Here is a 19228-nt window from a genome sequence, read left to right on the forward strand (position 1 = left end):
TCAAAATTTAAAGTTAACATCAAATACCAGACTTAAATCATGCTCACGCTGGCCGTCATAGGGTTGCTTGTTCCAAAGCAGCATAGCGCCCACATCAAATACACTGTTGGTCTCATAACGCTGCCCGTAGCCTGCGGTAGTACTTAAACCGCCACCAAAATCTTCCTGCCAGTAATAACCAGCGCCCAGTACCAATTGTTGGCGCCAAACTTGGTCATAACGACGATACAACACATGATCGATAAACAGGGTGGGCGCAATACTCAGATCTTGTTCAGGGCTGTAATAGGCGCCATCCTGCTGGCTGTTGCTACTCATGCCGATAGTCGGCAGCAGATCTATAAACAAATAGGGCCGAGTGTACAGACGCTCTACACCTGTGATAGCCACATTGATTCTTTGGTTATCGTCGGAAAAATCACTCGCAGCCACACTAAATTGGTATTGACGACGTTCGTTTTCATACCAACGCACATAACCGCCTACTTGATTGGATGTCACCCCACTGCGGATCGCCCGCAGTGGGGTGTCACGGGCTAACCGCTCAATATTAGTACCCACACGCCAGTTATCATTAAAGTCATGCCAGTAAGAAAAACGCGCACCGGTTTTATTCTCGCTAACGGCATTATGGTTAGACAGCTCCAGCTCACCCCAATTGTCGCGAGTGCTATATTCCGCTCCTATAGCTTGAATACGCTTGCTACCCTTACCTTCGTCAAAGCGCCCGGCTGCATAGTCAAAACCAATAAAGGGCCGCCAATGTTCGTACATACGCGGGCCATAAAGTGCGGAATTAAAATTCAGGTCTTGCGAACCACTTATCGGGTTATCAGAGGAAATACCTTTACTGCCAGTGAGCCTAAATTCAGATAAGTTTTCAACCTGATGCGCACGCGCCAGTTGCTGCGTAGCCGGTTCATTGGGACTACGCTGCACAACATCTTTAACCAGCAGGTCAAACTGCCCCCACTCTTGCAAGTCTTGTGCAACATAAGCCTGTTGGCGCTCTAAGATCAGACTGTAGGGCTCTAACACCTCGCCAATTTTCAGCTGTCGTTCGGCGGCTCTGGGAAGACCGCGCGCTAATAAAGTTTCCGCAAGATTAATGCGCAAGCCTTGGTTACCAGGCCCACTATCACTCAGCTTCTGGTTATGCTGCTCTGCCGCATCGAGGCGATTCACCTTTTGGAGATAGTGACCTTGTAATACTTGGCCAGATAACCAGTTATCGTTGGGTTGGGGTGTGGGCGAGCCGTAGTCATAGCGATGGTAAGGGGTGTTGGCCATTATATCGCTCGCGATCAATCCTGCTTCATCAAGATGATCGCTTTCCAATGCTGCAAAGAAAAATTCTTGCGCATCTTCCGGTCGCAACTTAAACGCAGGTGTGGTGCCGAACAGTTCGTGCAGGATACGATAGGCCTTATCCGGTTGGCGATTAGACAAGTAAGCACTTGCCGCCCAGCGCTTAGCATAAGTAGGCATCGCAGGATCCTGTTTTTGCAAATTTTCGTATTCGTTGATCGCGTCCTTATGCCGATTGCGCGCTACATAGGCGCCAAGCCTGTCAATACGTGCGCGACGAATGTCTGCACCTGCATCAGGCAACCCTTGCCAGCTTTGCAGCAATTGGCGATAGCGTGCTAGCGCGCGGTCTGCAATCCAGTATTTATCCTGCTCACCGCGACTATGGGTGTGGGCCATGCGTACCATCTCGGCAACTTGGTCCAGCTCCAAATGACGCAGCACGGCGGCGTCCGATGTATGTTGTTTACCAAACTGAAGTGCGGGTTTTGACACCAGCTTGGCAGCCATGGCCTGCATCAGCTTAGTGTCTATATCCGACTGATCCGTGTCTTGATGCAGATCTTGCAACCGAGTTAAGGCAAACAGCTCATCCCAACCATTGCCACTCCCTTGGATAGTATAAAGCAGTACTTGGTGGCTGAGATAACTGCCATTTTCCTGCACAAATCGCTCCGCTTGCTGGCGGGCCTGTTGTTTCTCACCCGCGTCGGAAAGGCTCATTATCCAACCCGCGCGAGCATCCTGTAGATCAGGATTAAGACGCAGTTGCTCATGCCAAATGGCAAGAGATTGCTGCCATAATTTTAAGTTGCGATAAGAGCTGGCAGCCGCTAACGCACCGCGCGCAGGGATGCTGTTGCGCACGATTGGCGAAAAACCCTCCCAGACCGTGACCACCTGTTGGTCATCACCCGCCCAGTTGGCGACCTGCAGCCAGTCGGCTCGCATATTTGCATTAAGCTGACGGCTATTGCGTTCTAACCAAGTTAATAAAGGTACAGTATTTCCAGACCTAGCCTGAATAACCAAATTATCATAGCTAAAGTCAGCGGCAACAACAGGCATTGCATGCAATACCATAACCAGCACCAAGCAACCTGAACGCAAAATACTTAATCCCATTCCATTTAGTTCGTTTACAACATTATTTTTAAGTTTCACAGTCTAGAACTCCCTAAAAGGGCTTCAACGTTAGTAAACGCCTGACCAAGTATAAGCGATAATTTTTTAGCTAAGCTTATAAACGGAGTTTGCAATCAACTTTGTAAATAACTACTTAATTGAGGCTCTGTTCGTAATTCGCTGGCTAGCAAATATTATATAAATGCTCTTAACATAAACTAGTGTGCTTAGTTGGCTATCGCAAGGCGCGATTACAAATTTTTGTGATAGTTCACAATTATTTTATTTTCTTTATATTGTTGAATTACTGATAGATTCTCTAGCAATCAGATGAATAATCGTCTACAGCGCGTAATCCTTTTGACCTCGCCGACATTGGTGTCCTACGCGCTTACTATCCGGCAGTGGTTTACAGTGTTTAGCACCTGACTTTTCAGTCGTTAAAAACACAGAACACACTGTTTTAGTACTTAAAATATAGTGTTACGTGAGCGTTAAGTCTATCGCTTAATTTTAATCAAAGCTTGAGCCAGGAAGCAAAACAAGCTTTCAAGGGACAGAGTCTGAGCAAAGTTCAAGGTTCTAACGGTAACTCTGCCACTATGGGCATGGGTGTAACTTGGGCCATAGACGACAATTTATCGATGGTGGTTAACTGGGCAGCAGGTTTAACACAAGATGCGCCTGACTACGTGGTAGGTGTACGCTTCCCGTATCGCTTTTAATGCCTTAAAAGCATTAGTGATTACTAACAAGGCCCTCTTTTGTCAAAAAAGAGGGCCTTGTTGTTTAGTCGGTTGCCTGCCTAGCGCACATTGATGCACTACACTAGTAAAGTGCAGGCAGAAAAGCTGTGGCAGTGTTTAAGCCGACTGAAGCGCTAAATTGGCTTACCAAGCGAAGTAATGGCACACTCAGTTTAGGCCATAGAGAAGGAGAAGCATTATGGTAATGGCAACGGTAAGCGAGATCATGCGACGTAGTATTCCGTTACTCACGGCTGACATGTCGATCACTGAGGCGCTGGATAAATTATTGGCTTCTGACCTAAGCGGCCTGCCAGTCGTCGATACTCAACGCAAAATTATTGGTTTTCTCTCCGAGCAAGATTGTATTCCTAAGCTCATTAATGCCAGCTATCACTGTGACAATCGCGTGACGGTTAATGATTTAATGTACAAAGAGCCGTTAACGGTATCGCCTAACAGTGATGTATTTGAATTAGCCCGTCTTATGGGCGGCGCCAAACCAAAAATTTATCCCGTAATTGAAGATAACAAGGTGATTGGCATAGTCACTCGCCACCAAGTGATGCAATTTCTTAACGAACAGTTACAGAACTGCTCTATTAGTTACTGATGCTCGACCTATTTTAGATAAAAACAACTTAATAAAAATGACTAATAAAAACGGGAACCTTTAGGTTCCCGTTTCTGTTAGTTGGCTATTTGTAATTAATTATCCAAAACAAATTTTCACAACTGTATCTAATACTCAGCGCTAAAGGATGCCGTCAATCGCATCGTGTAATTCTGCAGGCCAAACCCCGCACTGTACCTGACCAATGTGCGATAACTGCAGTAACAACATAGCCAAACGAGACTGACCAATACCGCCGCCCACTGTCTGTGGCAGATCACCGGCTAACAGCGCTTGATGCCATTCTTGAGTGGCTCTGTCCTCTTGGCCGGTTAGCGCCAGCTGATAACGTAATGCTTCTTTATCTACGCGGATACCCATGGAAGATAACTCGAAGGCATTTTCTAAAATCGGGTTCCAAACTAAGATATCGCCGTTTAAACCGCATAAGCCATCAACACCCAAGCTCGACCAGTCATCGTAATCGGGCGCTCGCACATCATGACTGTCGCCATGGCTTAGCTGACAACCGATGCCAATTAAGAATACCGCACCAAATTCTTTGGCAATGGCGCGCTCACGACCCTTGGCATCTAAATCCGGATAGCGACTTAATAACTCTTCGGCGTGCAAAATATGAATTTGCTCGGGCAAGAAAGGGGTTAAACCGTATTGCTTAGCTGCCGCCATTTCCGTTTGCTTGATGGCGCCATAAATTTTATTGACCACCGTCATCAAGAAATCGACGTTGCGCTCTTGCTCCGACATCACCAGCTCCCAATCCCACTGATCCACATATACGGAGTGGATGGGGCTTAAGCTATCTTCATCTGGGCGCAGAGCTTTCATGTTGGTATAAATGCCCTCACCGGCTTCAAATTCAAAGCGAGCCAAGGTGTGGCGTTTCCATTTAGCCAGCGAATGCACCACTTCAAACGTGGATTGCGGAATGGCCTTCACTTTCACTTGTACGGCTTTTTCTGAGCCCGACAGGTTGTCTTGCATGCCATCGCCTAGACGACTGAGAATGGGAGCTTGCACTTCCAACAGGTTGAGCTGCTGCGCCAGTTGATCAGAAAAAAAATCTTTCACGAAACGGATCTGGCGTTGGCGTTCAATATAGGATTGCTTCATCTCATTCACCTAGGTTGCTATGGGTTTTAATGAATAATTAGCCAAACCAGCCTTAAATTCAACATTAGATAGAATAAATGCCAAACTTAATCTAAATTCACTAATTAAATCGCTTATTTTTGCAGGATCATCAAAATATGGTAGAAAAAAGTGGTGTTCATTATCGAATCGATAATCTGGATAAATCTATCTTGATGGCGTTGATGGAGAATGCGCGCGCCCCTTATGCGGAGTTGGCCAAGCGCTTTACCGTAAGCCCGGGCACCATACACGTGCGTGTGGAGAAGATGAAACAGGCCGGCATTATCGAAGGCACCCGAGTGCAAGTGAACTCGAAAAAACTCGGTTACGATGTGTGCTGCTTTATCGGCATTATTTTAAAAAGTGCCCGCGATTACCCGGCAGCATTGGCCAAACTAGAGCAATTAGAAGAGGTGGTCGAGGCCTACTACACCACGGGGCAATACAATATTTTCATTAAGGTGATGACTCGCTCCATCGATGAGTTACAGCAAGTGTTAGTGCACAGACTGCAACCCATTGATGAAATTCAGTCCACCGAGACCCTGATCTCACTCCAACAACCCATTGACCGAGATGTGACGCCTTAAGCTTCCCGTGAGGCGTTAGGAAAACCTAAACCGGGCAATAAAAAAGCATCTAATGGCTTAGATGCTTTCTTTTCTCGCTATCAGCGGGGGCTGAAGCGGGGTTTAGCGCTACAGGCTTCCCTCACGCCTCACTCTTCAAGGTCGTTTAACTTACTTCTTAGCGGCGGTCAGCTTGTCTTGCATCTGTTTGATGCGCAGTTGCTTAAGCTTGTTATCGGCGCTAATTTTTTCGAGCGTGGCCGCTTTTAGTGCTTTATCGTCTATTTGCTCAGCCTTGTGTTCTGCCATGAGTTTACGCAGCAACATACTTTGCTCAGCCGAAGTTAATCGTGCTTGATAAGTGGCAATAAATTGGGCTTTCAACTCTGGCGTCTCCAGCTTTTCTAACCGCGTCTCAAGGTATTTATCGAAACGGCCCGCGCCCATCATAACGCCATCCATACCATGATGACGCTGCCCGTGAGCAGCGGATTTATGCATGCCCTTATGGCCCATTTCACAGCCTGCTTTCATTGACCCATATTTGCCATGGTGAGCGCTACTTTGCCCGGCTTGCTGCTCGGCGGCAGCGGGCTCAGCCAGTACTAAAGCAGGGGCAGCCAACAGGCTAGTGGCAAGTAACAAAGCGCTATATTTAATTTTCATCATAATAACCTCAACAGGGGTGGACTTGGTTGCTATTAAAACAGCTAACTGTCAGCAAACTGTGTCAGATAATACTTATCTTGTCACAAAGTGTGCCGTTCTCACAGGGCAAGATCTCGAACGTTTTTTAGCCAACTCAGCTATATTTGACCTGCTCGCCTCAGTGTGATCTTATACTCTCTTTTGGGAGAGCCTAGATGAACACGGATGCTTTTACACAGTATTTTGGTGAGATAGACGACCCTCGCCAACCAGCCAAAATTATCTATCCGCTATTCGATGTATTGTTCCTCACTATTTGTGCTGTCATCGCTGGTGCTGAGGGTTGGGAAGACATCGAAGACTTTGGGAGTGCCCACCTGAATTGGTTTCAAAAAAAGGGCTTATTTCCAGAGGGAGTGCCAGTTCACGACACTATCGCTAGGGTGATTTCCCGCCTCGATCCCGTTCAGTTTCAGCAATGCTTTATTCGCTGGGTTCAGTCGATAACACACCGTACTGATGGTGAGCTTATCGCCATTGATGGCAAGGTACTACGCGGCTCTTACGATAGAGAGAATAGACAATCGACCATCCATATGGTCAGCGCTTTTTCCTCCGCTAATGGCGTGGTCATGGGCCAATTAAAAACCAATGCCAAGTCGAACGAAATTACCGCTATTCCAGCGCTGCTCAAGTTGTTGGATATCAAGGGATGCTTGATTTCTATTGATGCCATGGGCTGTCAGACCAACATTGCCAAGACTATTATCAACCAAGGTGGCGACTATTTACTGGCAGTAAAAGGTAATCAAGAGTTGTTGTTTAAAGCGGTGCGAACAGCCCTATCAGCTAGCATAGCTGTCTCCACAAACTCCGATAAGATCAACATTGAGCAGGGGCACGGTCGTACTGAGATCCGAGAATATCATGTATTGCCAGCAGGCGATTTAGCGCACCAGTTTCCTGACTGGAAAGGCCTAAAAACTATCGGGGTGGCTATTGGCTATCGTCGTGAAAAATCAGGTAAATCCTCGCTTGAGTATCGTTACTATATCAGTTCAGCAGAGCTCGATAGTATCCGTTTCGGCAAGGCAGTCCGTGGGCATTGGGGTATCGAAAATAGCCTGCATTGGGTGTTGGATGTGTCAATGAAAGAAGATGCCTGCCCCATTTACCGTGAGAATGGGGCTGAAGTGCTGGCGAGCATCCGTCACTTAGCACTCAACATGATACGCTCTGAGACATCAAGGAAAGCCAGTGTTCGTCGAAAGCAAAAAATGGCGAGTATGAGTTGTGCTTACTTGGATAAAATATTAGTTGCTGGATTTACTGTGTTGGGCAAAAAATAAACAAAGATGATCTCACTATACAAAATTGATTATTTTTTATGCACGACTAACTTAGTATGCTAAGAACAATATGTTCACGCTCTCACCCTGGCCGTTCTCATCACTTGCCATACTTTGACATTCTTTCTGACTGCTTGGTGCTTATACTGGCGCCATAGTTATAAGTAGTAGCTATTAAGAGGGGAAAACATGCATACAGGTAAACAATTGCTGGTGGTGGATGATCACGGTGAAATCCGGGATTTGCTAACACGATTTTTAGAGCAACACGGCTATCAAGTGCAAGCGGTGCCCGATGGTAATGCCATGCGCCAGCATTTAAACCATCACGCCCCAGACTTAATTATTCTCGACTTAATGTTGCCAGGCGACGATGGCTTAACCCTGTGCCGCGAGCTACGCGGCCAAGGCAATCAAGTGCCCATTATTATGCTAACGGCGGTGGGTGAAGAAACCGACCGCATCGTAGGCTTAGAAATGGGCGCCGATGATTATTTACCAAAACCCTTTAATCCCCGTGAATTATTAGCCCGCATTAAAGCAGTGCTCCGGCGACAATCCATGGTTGAGAGCCCTGCTCACGCCGCGCAAGAAACGATGCACCTGTACTTTGATCGCTGGTGCTTAGACTTAAGCCGGCGTGAGCTGCGCGACGAGCAAGGCACCACCGTCAGCTTAAGCACCGCCGAGTTTGATTTATTGCGGGTGTTTACGCAGCATCCGCATCACGTACTCAGCCGAGATCAACTGTTGGATCTGGCGCGCGGCCGTGAAGCACAGGCGTTTGATCGCGCCATCGATACTTTAGTCAGCCGTTTGCGCCGCAAGCTGGAGTTGGACTCCAAGCAGCCACAACTAATTAAAACTATTTGGGGTGGCGGCTATATGTTAGTGGCCGATGTGCGCCATGGGGATTAAGCCGCTGCGCTTTTGGCTGAGTAGCCTCAGCGGCCAAGTGATCATGGTGGCGCTACTGATCTTGGTTATCATCCAATTGGTGGGCATCCAGATTTACCGCATGGATCGCGAAGAGACGCTGGGCTTAGTCAACAGTCGCTTTACCCTACAACGCGTCGTGTCGGCCACTCGCCTACTCAACCAATCTCCGGAAAGCTTACACCCAGAGATATTGCGCGCCAGTCGCAGCGAAACGTTACGCCTGCGCTTGGCTGCCCAAGCCAGCACTCCCGAGGAACGCAACCCGCATTTTGAACGCATAGTGCGCAGCAAGCTGGAATATCCCGAATCGCTCACCATTCAGATCAGTGCTGAACGCAGTTCCGTTTCTGCTCAATGGCAGCCTCATAACCAGCAACCACGAGGTCAACATCATCCGCGCAGGCATGCGGATATCCGCCTACAGGGCAGTATTGAGTTGGAAGATGGTCGCTGGTTAGATTTTACCTCGCTACGCGATAACGAAATACCCGGCTGGTCAGTTAAAGCTGTGCTGTCTTTTGTACTATTAGCAGGCTTGCTCGCGGGCTTGATGATCTGGCTATTGCAACGCACCACTCGGCCCTTAAAGCAGCTAGCTCAGCAAGCCGAGCGATTGGGGCGAGGGGACAAGCCGGAACCCATTAGCGAAAGCGGCCCCCGAGAAATACGCGACACCCTCACCGCCTTTAACCGCATGCAAGACCGACTAGACCGCTTTGTCTCGGATCGCACCCGCATGCTAGCGGCGATTTCTCATGACTTACGCACCCCTATTACGACTTTACAGCTACGCTGTGAATTTTTAGCCGAGGGCGAAGATAAACAAAAAATTCAGCAGAGCTTAATCATCATGGAGCAGATGCTTAAGGCCACCTTACAATTCGCCCAAGAAGACGGCTTAGCGGAACCGATCCGCAATTTGGACTTACCCAGCTTACTGCAAAGCCTGTGTGATGATTTACAAGACAATGGCTTTGATGTCAGCTTGGTGGCACAAACGGCGGTTATTTATCGAGGCCGCCCCACCGCCCTGCGTCGAGCCTTACAAAACTTACTCGATAATGGCGTTAAATATGGCGGCAAGGTAGAAGCCGAGCTCGACGTTACTCCCACACAGGTACAGATCCGTATTCGCGACTTTGGTCCGGGTATTCCTATCGAGCTGCAAGAAGAAGTATTTAAACCCTTTACGCGGCTGGATTCGGCGCGAAATATGGAAGATGGTAGTATCGGATTAGGTCTCGCCATTGCGCGCACCCTGATCCACCAGCATGGCGGGCAATTGCTGCTGAGCAATCACCCGCAAGGCGGCTTATTGGCGCAAATATTTTTGCCTCGCTAACAGCACTTTACACTTCTAGTTAAAATTCCTACATTGGCTTATCTCACTCGCACTCATTTCACTAACACAAGGACAGTATGTCATGAAAGACGAAACGCTCGCGGTTCATCACGGCTACACCACAGATCCCACCACTAAATCCGTGGCCGTACCTATTTACCAAACCGTGGCTTACGAGTTTGACAGCGCCCAACACGGTGCCGACTTATTTAACCTCGAAGTGCCAGGCAACATATATACCCGCATCATGAACCCGACTAATGATGTGATTGAGCAGCGCGTGGCCGCTCTTGAAGGCGGTATCGCCGGTCTTGCGGTATCCGCAGGCAGTGCTGCTATTCATTATGCCTTGATTAACTTGGCCCAAAACGGCGACAACATAGTCACCACGCCCCAGCTGTATGGCGGCACCTATACTTTGTTCGCGCATATGCTGCCGAGCATGGGCATTGAAGTACGTTTTGCCGAAGACGCCAGCCCTGAGGCCATCAGCAAACTGATTGATGACAGAACCAAAGCGGTATTCTGCGAAAGTATTGGTAACCCCGCCGGCAATGTTACCGACCTGCAAGGCTTAGCCGATGCAGCCCACGCCCAAGGCGTGCCGTTAGTAGTGGACAACACAGTGGCCAGCCCCATTCTGTGTAAACCCATCGAATTTGGTGCCGATATCGTGGTTCACTCCCTAACCAAATACATAGGCGGCCACGGTAACTCTCTGGGCGGCGCCATCGTCGACAGTGGTAAGTTTGATTGGGTAAAGAATAAAGAGCGCTTCCCACAGTTTAATAATCCAGAGCCAGCTTATCATGGCGTGGTGTACACCGAATCCTTTGGCGCCGCGGCCTTTATTGCCCGCGCCCGTACCGTGCCGTTGCGTAACACCGGCAGTGCATTATCACCCATGAACACCTTCTTGCTGCTACAAGGCCTAGAAACCCTGCCGCTGCGCATGGAGCGCCATGTGGAGAACACCTTTAAGGTGGCGGAGTTCTTACAAGCCCATCCTTTAGTGGACTGGGTAAACTATGCAGGCTTAAAAGGACATCCGGATTATGAGCGGGCTCAGCGCTACATGAAAGGCAAGCCATCAGCCATTTTATCCTTTGGTCTTAAAGGCGGTTATGACGCAGGCGTACGTTTTTACGATGCGCTTAATCTTATCAAACGCTTAGTGAATATCGGTGATACCCGCTCACTGGCCTGCCACCCAGCCTCTACCACTCATCGCCAAATGAGTGAGGCAGAGCAAGCACAAGCCGGCGTAAAAGCAGAGATGATCCGCTTATCAATCGGGATTGAGCATATCGACGATATACTTGCGGATATAGAACAAGCCTTAGCCGCAGAATAACATTAACGCAGAGTATTGAAGCGCATAAAAAAGCCCCCGCAACCTTAGGTTGCGGGGGCTTTTTATTCATTAAAATACCGCCAATAACTTACCAGGAGCCGACCACATACCCGAGCCGTTCTGGCAGCCACAATGCAATCCCCGGAAACACCATCACCAGCACCAATGCCGACAGCATGGTTAGCATAAAAAATAGTGCCCAGCCGAAGGTTTTCTCCAGCCGAATACCGGCAATCTGGGTGGTCACCATCAGGTTGATGGCCACCGGCGGGGTAAACTGACCGATGGCGATGTTCATCGCCATCAAAATGCCAAACCACACTGGGTTCCAACCAAAATGCTGCATCAGAGGTATTAATATTGGCGTGATAATCAGATAAATAGAAATCGCATCCAGCAACATCCCCGCCAACAACACCAGCACCATGATTAAAATCAGCAGCACCCAGCCCTGATCCGATAACGATAACATGGACTCGGCTAAATGATTGAAGGTACCCAAAGTTGTACCAGCCCAAGCGAAAATACCCGCCAGCGAAATGATGATCATCACTACGCCAGAGACCACACCCGCCTCACCCAATAAGCTCCAGACCTCCTTCAGGCTAAGCTGGCGATAAACAAATATGCCGACGATCAGGCCATAGGTCACCGCCACTACTGCCGCTTCGGTCGGCGTAAACAAACCCGATCTTAAGCCACCCAAAATCAGTACCGGTGCAAATAACGCTGGCAAAGCCTTAATAAAGCTTTCTTTTAAGTCGGGTCGCTCGCCCTTGCTCGGATCTTCCCAGCCGTTGCGTTTAGCCAACCACCACACCGGCAACAGCAACGACATACCCGCCAGCAAGCCGGGGAACAAACCAGCAGCAAACAGCGCCCGCAAATCCACTCCCGGCACCACAATTGAATAGAGGATCAGTGCAATTGATGGCGGGATCAAAATGGCGGTAGAGGACGCCGAGGCGATTAAGGCAGCCGAAAAGGGTTTAGGGTAACCCGCTTTGGTCATGCTGGGCAGCATCACCATGGCTACGGCGGCGGCATCCGCCGGGCCTGAGCCGCTCATGCCGCCCATGATCAAGCAGACCAGCACCACGACTAGCCCCAAACCACCGTGGCGTGGGCCAATCAATGCCTGGGCAAAACGCACTAGGCTAGCCGCCACCCCGGCGCGCTCGAAGATAAGCCCGGTGAGAATAAACAAGGGTATTGCGATCAATGGGTACTTGGCGATGCTGTTGTAGGTATTGGTACCCAGAGTCGCCAGCATATCTGGTGACAACCCCAGCACTATACCGGCAGCGCCACCCAGCCCTAAGGCGAAGGCCACGGGAACACCCAGCAACATAGCGCCGCCGAACACCAGTAGCATCAAGAGATCAGGACTCATCATTACCTCCCGTTTGTAGGCAGATCTGGCAACGCTCGATCATGCTTTGGGTTAAACGCCAGACAATGGCCAAACAGAGTAACGGCAACCAAATTAGATAAATCCAGGTGGGATAACCCAAGCCCGGCGACAACGACTCCCAATTATATTCTTCCCAAGCCAGCAAAGCGCCATACCAAACCACTAGCCCTAGCAATAACACACTGGCCGCCCATTGCAGCACATACAGAGTTGGCCGTAAGCGAATCGGCAACAGCTGTTCGATAAGCTCAATGCGAATATGCACATGCCGACGCGCAGCCACCGCAGCACCCGCAAAGGTCAGCACCACCAGCAAAAAAACGGAAAACTCTTCGGTAAAAGCAAAGGACGCATCAGTGGTGTAACGCACCACCACATTGCCTAAGCTGATGATACAGATAATCAGCAGGGCAAGGGCCGCCAGCCAGCGCTCGGGGCGGGCATCGGGGGCAGATTTAGACATGGGTACAACTCTCGGCAGGAGGTTTAACGTAAATAATGTGGCCCGGCGTAGCCGCCGGGCCAAATAAAAAAGTATTAACGGGCGGCAATGGCCGCTTGAGCTTCAGCAACCAGCTCGGCACCAATGCGCGGCGTCCACTTGGTATACACCTCGGCGGTGGCGTCTACAAACGCCTGATGTTGCTCAGGAGTCAGCTCGGTTACCTCGACGCCTCGCTCTTTAATAGCAACCAAGGTCTCGCTCAACTCGTTACGAGATTTTTCAATTTCCCAGGCGCCAGCATCAATAGCCGCTTGTTGCAGCAAGTCGCGGTCTGCTGCTGGCAAGGATTTCCATACCTTTTTATTCACGCCAAAAATCAACGGATCCGCCATGTAATGCCACAAAGTCAGATAGCTCTGGCCGACTTGGTCGACCCGCGCCACATCAAATACCGACAATGGGTTTTCTTGGCCATCGATGGCGCCCGTGGTCAGGGCCGGCTTGGCATCAGCCCAGCTCATTTGGGTTGGATTAGCGCCCAAGGTGCTGAAGGTATCCAGAAACAGCGGCGAACCCACAACCCGAACCTTAAGGCCTTGCACATCTGCTGGGCTATTGATCGGGTGCTTGGAGTTGGATAATTCGCGAAAACCGTTTTCACCCCAGGCTAACGGCATCACACCTTTTTTGTCGATGGCGGCAAAGATTTTCTTACCAGTATCACCCTGAGTAATGGCATCGATGGCAGCTTCATCTGGCATCAAAAATGGCAGCGAGAACAGGTTCAGCTCGGGCACCTGCGGCGACCAGTTAATAGTCGAAGCCACGGCCATGTCGATAAGACCGCTGCGCATGGCGGAGAATTCTCGGGTCTGATCGCCAGACACCAACTGGGCATTGGGATAAACTTTTAGCGTTAGGCGCCCGTCGGAGCGCTCACTCACCAACTCCGCCCATTTTTCTGCAGCCTGCCCCCAAGGGAAGGCATCGGACAGTACGGTCGATACCGAAAACTCACGGGTTTCCTGAGCAAAAGCAGGAGCGGTGAAGCTCATGCCAAGAACGGCGGTCAAGGCGAACGCCAGCGGTTTGATAGGCATAAGAAGTCCTTTTTATTAGTGGGATCCTGTTTGTCCGCCTGCAGAGACTGCTGAGCACGAGACGAATGTCTGCAATAGTGAGATAAAGTCGGTGTACAAGTCAATTAGCAATCCGGATTAGTCCCTTGACTGGGATCTGTGACTTGGTCACTCGTTTATTATCTAATCGTAGGAATCAGGTAAAGTGTATTACCTCCCTTCACCGCCGAAGTACCCCCCCCAGCGCGGCCTTAAATAACAAAGCCCCCGTAACTTAAGTTACGGGGGCTTTGTTTTGTTACTTGCTTAGCTTATTAAGCAGGAATCGAAATTTGCGGACGCACACCTAAGCTATGACAAATCGCATAGGTCAGATCCGAACGGTTCAGGGTGTAGAAGTGAAAGTCCTTCACCCCTTCTTGACTCAACACCCGCACTTGATCCATAGCGATACTGGCACCCACTAAGTTACGAGTATTCTGGTCGTTTTCTAAACCTTGGAAGCGCTGATGCATCCAGTTTGGAATACGCACGTTAGAAAAGCCCGCAAACTTAATTAAGGTCTGATAGTTAGACACCGGCAAAATGCCCGGCACTATCTCAGTATCTATGCCGATCGTCACGCAACGGTCACGAAAGCGTAAATAAGACTCTACATCGAAGAAGAACTGGGTAATTGCGCGGTTAGCACCCGCATCAATTTTGCGCTTCAAGCTCAGTAAATCCGCCTGCGCGCTTTTTGCTTCTGGGTGTACCTCAGGATACGCTGCCACCGAAATATCAAAGTCGGCTTCTTCTTTAAGCAGTCTTACTAAATCTTCCGCGTACATATCGGGCTTTTCTAAGCCTTCTGGTAAGTCACCGCGCAGTGCCACAATGGAGCGAATACCGCTGTTCCAGTAATCTTTAGCGATATCACGTAACTCGGCTCGGCTGGCGTCGATACAAGTTAAATGCGGTACCGCAATCAGGCCTGTTTTCTCCTGAATGTCTTTGATAACCTTGTGTGTTCTGTCTCGTGTGCCAGAGTTTGCACCGTAAGTAACGGAGACAAACTTGGGTGCCAAAGTACTGAGCCGCTCGATAGAGTCCCATAAGGTTTTCTCCATTTTTTCGCTATTCGGCGGAAAAAACTCAAACGAAACATTAATATTGCTACCCAGCTCAGCCATTGTCTGATTCAGCGCATCTACATGACGCGCACTATGAAAACCCATGTTTATCTCCTGACAACTTAAATTAAAACAATTCCTTTATGCCTTGGCTTGAGCATAGACTTACGAAATTCTAAGTCGCCGCAACCATGTTCGCCAAGACGATACGAGTTTCTTCCCAGATCGCGTCTTCAAACCACACACCCAGATACGTTCTTTTGGAGACGCTCCACGGTCTTGTCGAGCAACTTCACCACTTCTGCCACAGTCGGCGCCTGGATGAATGTTGTATACGCCAAACCAATCTCATTGGGATAGACGAAGATACGGCACACATCCAGTCATTACATGTCAGAGTGTGAGGCTTCGGTAGTCATCACGTCTGCATCCAAACGAGCAATTGATTCGATAATTTCGTTGAACTCAGAATAACACAGTGAGTATGGATCTGAGTACTGTCAGCAACGACAGAAACACTTAAACGTAAAGCAGTTTCGGCTCAGTTTAAATAAGCAGCTTGTGCCGCTTTGCGCAGCGGCATTAATTCACGGAATGCTGGCTCATCAATCTGAATAACACCACAACCGCCGCTTCTAAGTCAGCAACCTCAGGAAAAAACAGCCCCGAATAAGGCTGAAAAATGCAGTGATCGCAGCGACGACTACAAAGTTGAATGCACACCAGCCACGACTTAAACCTCTTAGTCACGGTAAATGAGCACAAAAAAGGGCAAATCCTAAGATCTGCCCACTTACTGCTGAGGCTGAATACCTCACAACCCAAATGACTAATTAGTTAGAAGCGATAGCCTAAGCCAACCATCAGACCAATAGGGTCTATGCCAGCATTAAATTTACCTACTGCAGTTGTGACTTCACTATCAATATCCATATACCAGACAGAACCGTTGACGAACAAATTATCTGTAACCGCCATATCAAGGCCCGCCTGTGCGGCTAAACCCCAAGAATCATCGGCTTTTACTTTGGTATCAGCCAGGGCACCACGGCCCTCTTCATCAAAGAAGAACGTGTAGTTAATGCCGGCTCCCACATATGGGCGTACCTTGCTTTGGGCATTACCAAAATAATATTGTGCCACTAACGTAGGTGGTAAGTGCTTAACTTTAGCTACTTCGCCTAAACCTGCCGTGCTAACAGAATGTGAAAAAGGCGTCGCACCCAACAGCTCTACACCCCAGTTGTCAGTTAGCATGTAAGAAAATGTTAGGCCAAGCTGGGTATTATTCTCAGCCTCTAAGTGGCCGTGACCTAATACGTCATCACCACTACTATTAGAGCTAACGGTTATAGCACCACCACGCACTAAGAAGTCACCCGCTTGATGAGCAAAGGCAGAAGGAGCCAATAAGGCGGCGGCAACCAGCAAAGAAACTTTTTTCATGCTTTATCCTTAATTTATTATGGTGTTGTCTAACTCATTGGCATCAGTTTGCCTCAATCTATTTTTGCTGTTTTTGATTTAACGCAAACTTGGTGGTGAAAACTTGATAATCACTGAATTTTTGCTACTAACTAAAATAGCTAAGCTGGCCACTAGCTAAAGTAGGCGTGTTAGGGTATATCTTAAGTATCGGGTTCAGGCAGCGCTTTTAGCGTTGCCTGCTTTTTTATGGAGGTTTATATGGCCCAGTTGCCACCTATTACTATATCTACCCTAGATCTAGTACGGCTAGAAGCCTTGCTAGAGAAACAGCCCGAGTCTGACGCTGTCACGCGGCTAGAAAACGAACTTGATCGCGCCCATGTGGTGCCTCCTACCGAGGTGCCTGATAATATAGTGACCATGAACTCCACTATTACGTTTGCCATGGCTACCGGTAAAGAAACCTTTACCAAAACGCTGTGTTACCCACGGGATATGGATAACGGCAACGATAAAATCTCGGTATTGGCTCCCATAGGGGCTGCGTTACTGGGTTTAAGCGTTGGCCAAAGCATCGAATGGCCTGCTCCCAATGGTAAAGCAATGCAGGTGAGCATTACTGCCGTCGACTACCAGCCTGAGCGTGCTGGCGATTACCAAGCATAAATAGAAAAAGGCGCATATTTGCGCCTTTTTCTATTTATGCTTACCCAAAAATCAGATGTTGTTATACCTCTTCTCAGCTCCTTATTGCCATTACGGAACCCACTTGAGTTTATTCATTAATAGTTTGTTATTTGCTTTGTCTATTACGGGGCCGATTTGCCTACTGTTGTTATTAGGCTTAGCCTTACGCCGTAGTCAGATGATGAACGAAGGCTTTATTGATGGTGCCAGTAAGCTGGTATTTAATATCGCACTGCCCATGCTATTATTTACCAGCATAGCGCAAACCGACTTTAGCCAAATGATCAGCCTTAAGCTTATTGGTTATGGCATTAGCGCCACACTCATCGCGTTTGTATTACTGGAATGGTTAGCAAGCCGTCTTATCGACAATCGTCGCTTGCGTGGCATAGCGGTGCAAGGTGCTTTTCGCGCTAATATGGCGATTATTGGTCTGGCCTACGTTAACAATGCCTACGGCCCCCAAGGCCTGGCAGCTGCAGCCATGTATGTTGCGTGCCTCACTATTTTATTTAATGTGTTGGCGGTGATCACGCTTAGCCGCAGCCTTAACCAAGAAGACGCTTTTCCTGTTAAGCAACTGGCTAAAGGTATCGCGAAAAATCCACTGATTATTGGCATAGTCGCCGCATTACCTTTTGCCGCCAGTAATTGGGCTGTGCCCCAAATGCTGATGCAAACCGGGCAGTATCTTGCCCAAATGACACTACCACTCGCGCTGCTATGTACTGGAGCTAGCCTTAGTTTAAGAGGCCATAGAGAAGAAACGGGCCTACTACCCACAGTTGTCATATTACGGTTATTAGTGATCCCAACCTTGATTACACTGGGCGGCTACTTAGTGGGCTTTAGGGGTATGGAATTAACTATTCTATTCCTCATTAACGCCGCCCCCACCGCTGCAGCCAGTTATGTCATGGTACGCGCCATGGGCGGTAATGCAGTGCTCGCGGCCAATATCATTGCCGTCACTACCTTGGGGTCCTTATTAAGTACCAGCCTAGGAGCCGCGTTATTTAAAGGACTAGGCTGGCTGTAGCCGGCAAAGAAAACTGTTAACGAGATGAGCTTCCAAAGCAAGGCAAACGTCGGTCTAACCACGCCAATAGGGCGTCATACACGCCGGTGTGCATTAACCACGCCATACCAAAGCAGGCAACCGCGAAGCCGCCAACGTAAATGTCAGTCCACCAATGAGCTCCCGCCATAAATCGGGGAGCTGAGAAAATGACCACGAATACACAACCCCATAATCCTGCTTTCCAAGATAGAAAACGCCAGACAAAAGCAGTAAAGATCATCAGCATCAAGCCGTGATCTCCAGGAAAACTATCGCCCGAGGAGTCTTTAGTTTTAAAGCTAGCCAATTCAGTAAGGCGATAGATATTCTCAAAAGTCAGGGTCGGACTCGGTCTTTCTATCGGAATAGCACGTCCTAACTGATTCAAGCCTACCGCTGTTAGCAACATCATAAAGCCAACAATCAATAACTGACGTTTGCGCTCCGCAGTCGCACCACGATAATAGCTGTAATAGACAACACCCATCGCCAGCAGTGCCACACCATCGAAGGCTCGGTTGTTCGCCACCGCAATGCCATTAACCCAAGCTTGGCTGCTGCCAATTTTATTATTAAAATAATAAAAAACTGCCTTGTCGATATCCAACCAAAAGCCATGGTTCGGTAACAGATACCAACTCGCAAACACTGCGATTGCCACTAAGTTCCAAAATAGCCATTTATTAAATTGTAGCGACATGGCGCCCTCTTATTTTAAGTATCGCTTTGAGGCCAGCATTGTACGGATTTTTATGCCGTTAGCCCACAGTCCTCACTGACTCTACAGAATCGCACTCGAGCTATCCAAACACTTTAGCTAGGTAATGAGGCAAGTGCCCCGCGCGCTCCAACTTA

The 19228-nt window shown here is 48.7% G+C and carries 19 protein-coding genes and 1 pseudogene; 9 read left to right on the plus strand and 11 right to left on the minus strand.

Going from position 1 to position 19228, the window contains the following annotated elements:
• Complete coding sequence (pgaA, locus tag CBP31_RS06075; RefSeq protein ID WP_087035460.1) at positions 1-2433, minus strand: poly-beta-1,6 N-acetyl-D-glucosamine export porin PgaA; 2433 nt, start codon at positions 2431-2433, stop codon at positions 1-3.
• A 524-nt stretch (positions 2434-2957) separates the two neighbouring features.
• Here pgaA and CBP31_RS15525 point away from each other — a divergent pair.
• Positions 2958-3158, plus strand: coding sequence for a transporter (locus CBP31_RS15525; RefSeq protein ID WP_151898789.1), 201 nt, complete (start codon positions 2958-2960; stop codon positions 3156-3158).
• Between the two features lie 226 nt (positions 3159-3384).
• Entirely contained in the window at positions 3385-3792 is a 408-nt protein-coding gene (locus CBP31_RS06080) for a CBS domain-containing protein (RefSeq protein ID WP_087038642.1), read from the plus strand.
• A gap of 141 nt (positions 3793-3933) precedes the next feature.
• Here the strand turns inward: CBP31_RS06080 and asnA are convergent, their stop codons facing one another.
• The gene (asnA, locus tag CBP31_RS06085) at positions 3934-4926 is read right to left on the minus strand and encodes an aspartate--ammonia ligase (RefSeq protein ID WP_087035462.1); all 993 of its coding nucleotides are present in this window, start codon (positions 4924-4926) and stop codon (positions 3934-3936) included.
• A 137-nt stretch (positions 4927-5063) separates the two neighbouring features.
• On the opposite strand from asnA, the gene asnC reads away from it, so the two are divergent.
• Entirely contained in the window at positions 5064-5537 is a 474-nt protein-coding gene (asnC, locus tag CBP31_RS06090) for a transcriptional regulator AsnC (protein WP_087035464.1), read from the plus strand.
• Positions 5538-5687: 150 nt separating this feature from the next.
• Here the strand turns inward: asnC and CBP31_RS06095 are convergent, their stop codons facing one another.
• Complete coding sequence (locus tag CBP31_RS06095) at positions 5688-6185, minus strand: hypothetical protein (RefSeq protein ID WP_151898790.1); 498 nt, start codon at positions 6183-6185, stop codon at positions 5688-5690.
• Positions 6186-6379: 194 nt separating this feature from the next.
• Between CBP31_RS06095 and CBP31_RS06100 the strand changes: the two genes are divergently transcribed.
• The 4 genes from CBP31_RS06100 (at position 6380) to CBP31_RS06115 (ending at position 11148) form a co-directional block, all read left to right on the plus strand.
• Positions 6380-7513, plus strand: a complete 1134-nt coding sequence (locus CBP31_RS06100; protein WP_087035468.1) for an ISAs1 family transposase — start codon at positions 6380-6382, stop codon at positions 7511-7513.
• Between the two features lie 189 nt (positions 7514-7702).
• Positions 7703-8431 (plus strand): response regulator, encoded by a 729-nt coding sequence (locus tag CBP31_RS06105; RefSeq protein WP_087035472.1) that lies wholly within the window; start codon positions 7703-7705, stop codon positions 8429-8431.
• Positions 8421-9794 carry an ATP-binding protein gene (locus CBP31_RS06110; protein WP_087035474.1) on the plus strand — a complete coding sequence of 458 codons (1374 nt, stop codon included), beginning with the start codon at positions 8421-8423 and terminating at the stop codon, positions 9792-9794. The genes CBP31_RS06105 and CBP31_RS06110 overlap by 11 nt, the downstream gene beginning before the upstream one ends.
• Positions 9795-9876: 82 nt before the next feature.
• Positions 9877-11148: an O-acetylhomoserine aminocarboxypropyltransferase/cysteine synthase family protein gene (locus CBP31_RS06115; RefSeq protein ID WP_087035477.1), complete on the plus strand. Its 1272-nt coding sequence runs from the start codon at positions 9877-9879 to the stop codon at positions 11146-11148.
• An 88-nt stretch (positions 11149-11236) separates the two neighbouring features.
• Here the strand turns inward: CBP31_RS06115 and CBP31_RS06120 are convergent, their stop codons facing one another.
• The 7 genes and pseudogenes from CBP31_RS06120 to CBP31_RS06140 all read right to left on the minus strand — a co-directional run bounded on the left by CBP31_RS06120 (position 11237) and on the right by CBP31_RS06140 (position 16644).
• Entirely contained in the window at positions 11237-12544 is a 1308-nt protein-coding gene (locus CBP31_RS06120; protein ID WP_227875165.1) for a TRAP transporter large permease, read from the minus strand.
• Positions 12531-13025 carry a TRAP transporter small permease gene (locus CBP31_RS06125; protein WP_087035482.1) on the minus strand — a complete coding sequence of 165 codons (495 nt, stop codon included), beginning with the start codon at positions 13023-13025 and terminating at the stop codon, positions 12531-12533. Before CBP31_RS06125 ends, CBP31_RS06120 begins: the two co-directional genes overlap by 14 nt.
• Before the next feature lie 74 nt (positions 13026-13099).
• Positions 13100-14107: a DctP family TRAP transporter solute-binding subunit gene (locus CBP31_RS06130; RefSeq protein WP_227875166.1), complete on the minus strand. Its 1008-nt coding sequence runs from the start codon at positions 14105-14107 to the stop codon at positions 13100-13102.
• A 293-nt stretch (positions 14108-14400) separates the two neighbouring features.
• Positions 14401-15303, minus strand: a complete 903-nt coding sequence (metF, locus tag CBP31_RS06135; protein ID WP_087035485.1) for a methylenetetrahydrofolate reductase — start codon at positions 15301-15303, stop codon at positions 14401-14403.
• Between the two features lie 281 nt (positions 15304-15584).
• On the minus strand, positions 15585-15677 hold the full coding sequence (locus CBP31_RS15935; protein WP_407668792.1) for a hypothetical protein: 93 nt from the start codon (positions 15675-15677) through the stop codon (positions 15585-15587).
• Positions 15678-15739: 62 nt separating this feature from the next.
• Positions 15740-15826, minus strand: a pseudogene (locus CBP31_RS15940) (hypothetical protein); the annotation flags it as partial.
• 209 nt (positions 15827-16035) lie between these two features.
• Entirely contained in the window at positions 16036-16644 is a 609-nt protein-coding gene (locus CBP31_RS06140) for an OmpW family outer membrane protein (protein ID WP_087035487.1), read from the minus strand.
• A 240-nt stretch (positions 16645-16884) separates the two neighbouring features.
• On the opposite strand from CBP31_RS06140, the gene rnk reads away from it, so the two are divergent.
• On the plus strand, positions 16885-17292 hold the full coding sequence (gene rnk / locus CBP31_RS06145) for a nucleoside diphosphate kinase regulator (RefSeq protein ID WP_087035489.1): 408 nt from the start codon (positions 16885-16887) through the stop codon (positions 17290-17292).
• A gap of 103 nt (positions 17293-17395) precedes the next feature.
• On the plus strand, positions 17396-18352 hold the full coding sequence (locus CBP31_RS06150; RefSeq protein WP_087035491.1) for an AEC family transporter: 957 nt from the start codon (positions 17396-17398) through the stop codon (positions 18350-18352).
• Positions 18353-18368: 16 nt separating this feature from the next.
• On the opposite strand, the gene CBP31_RS06155 is transcribed toward CBP31_RS06150, so the two are convergent.
• Positions 18369-19073, minus strand: coding sequence for a phosphatase PAP2 family protein (locus CBP31_RS06155; protein ID WP_087035493.1), 705 nt, complete (start codon positions 19071-19073; stop codon positions 18369-18371).
• Between the last annotated feature and the right edge of the window lie 155 nt (positions 19074-19228).

The sequence above is a fragment of the Oceanisphaera profunda genome, assembly GCF_002157895.1.
GTDB lineage: Bacteria > Pseudomonadota > Gammaproteobacteria > Enterobacterales > Aeromonadaceae > Oceanimonas > Oceanimonas profunda.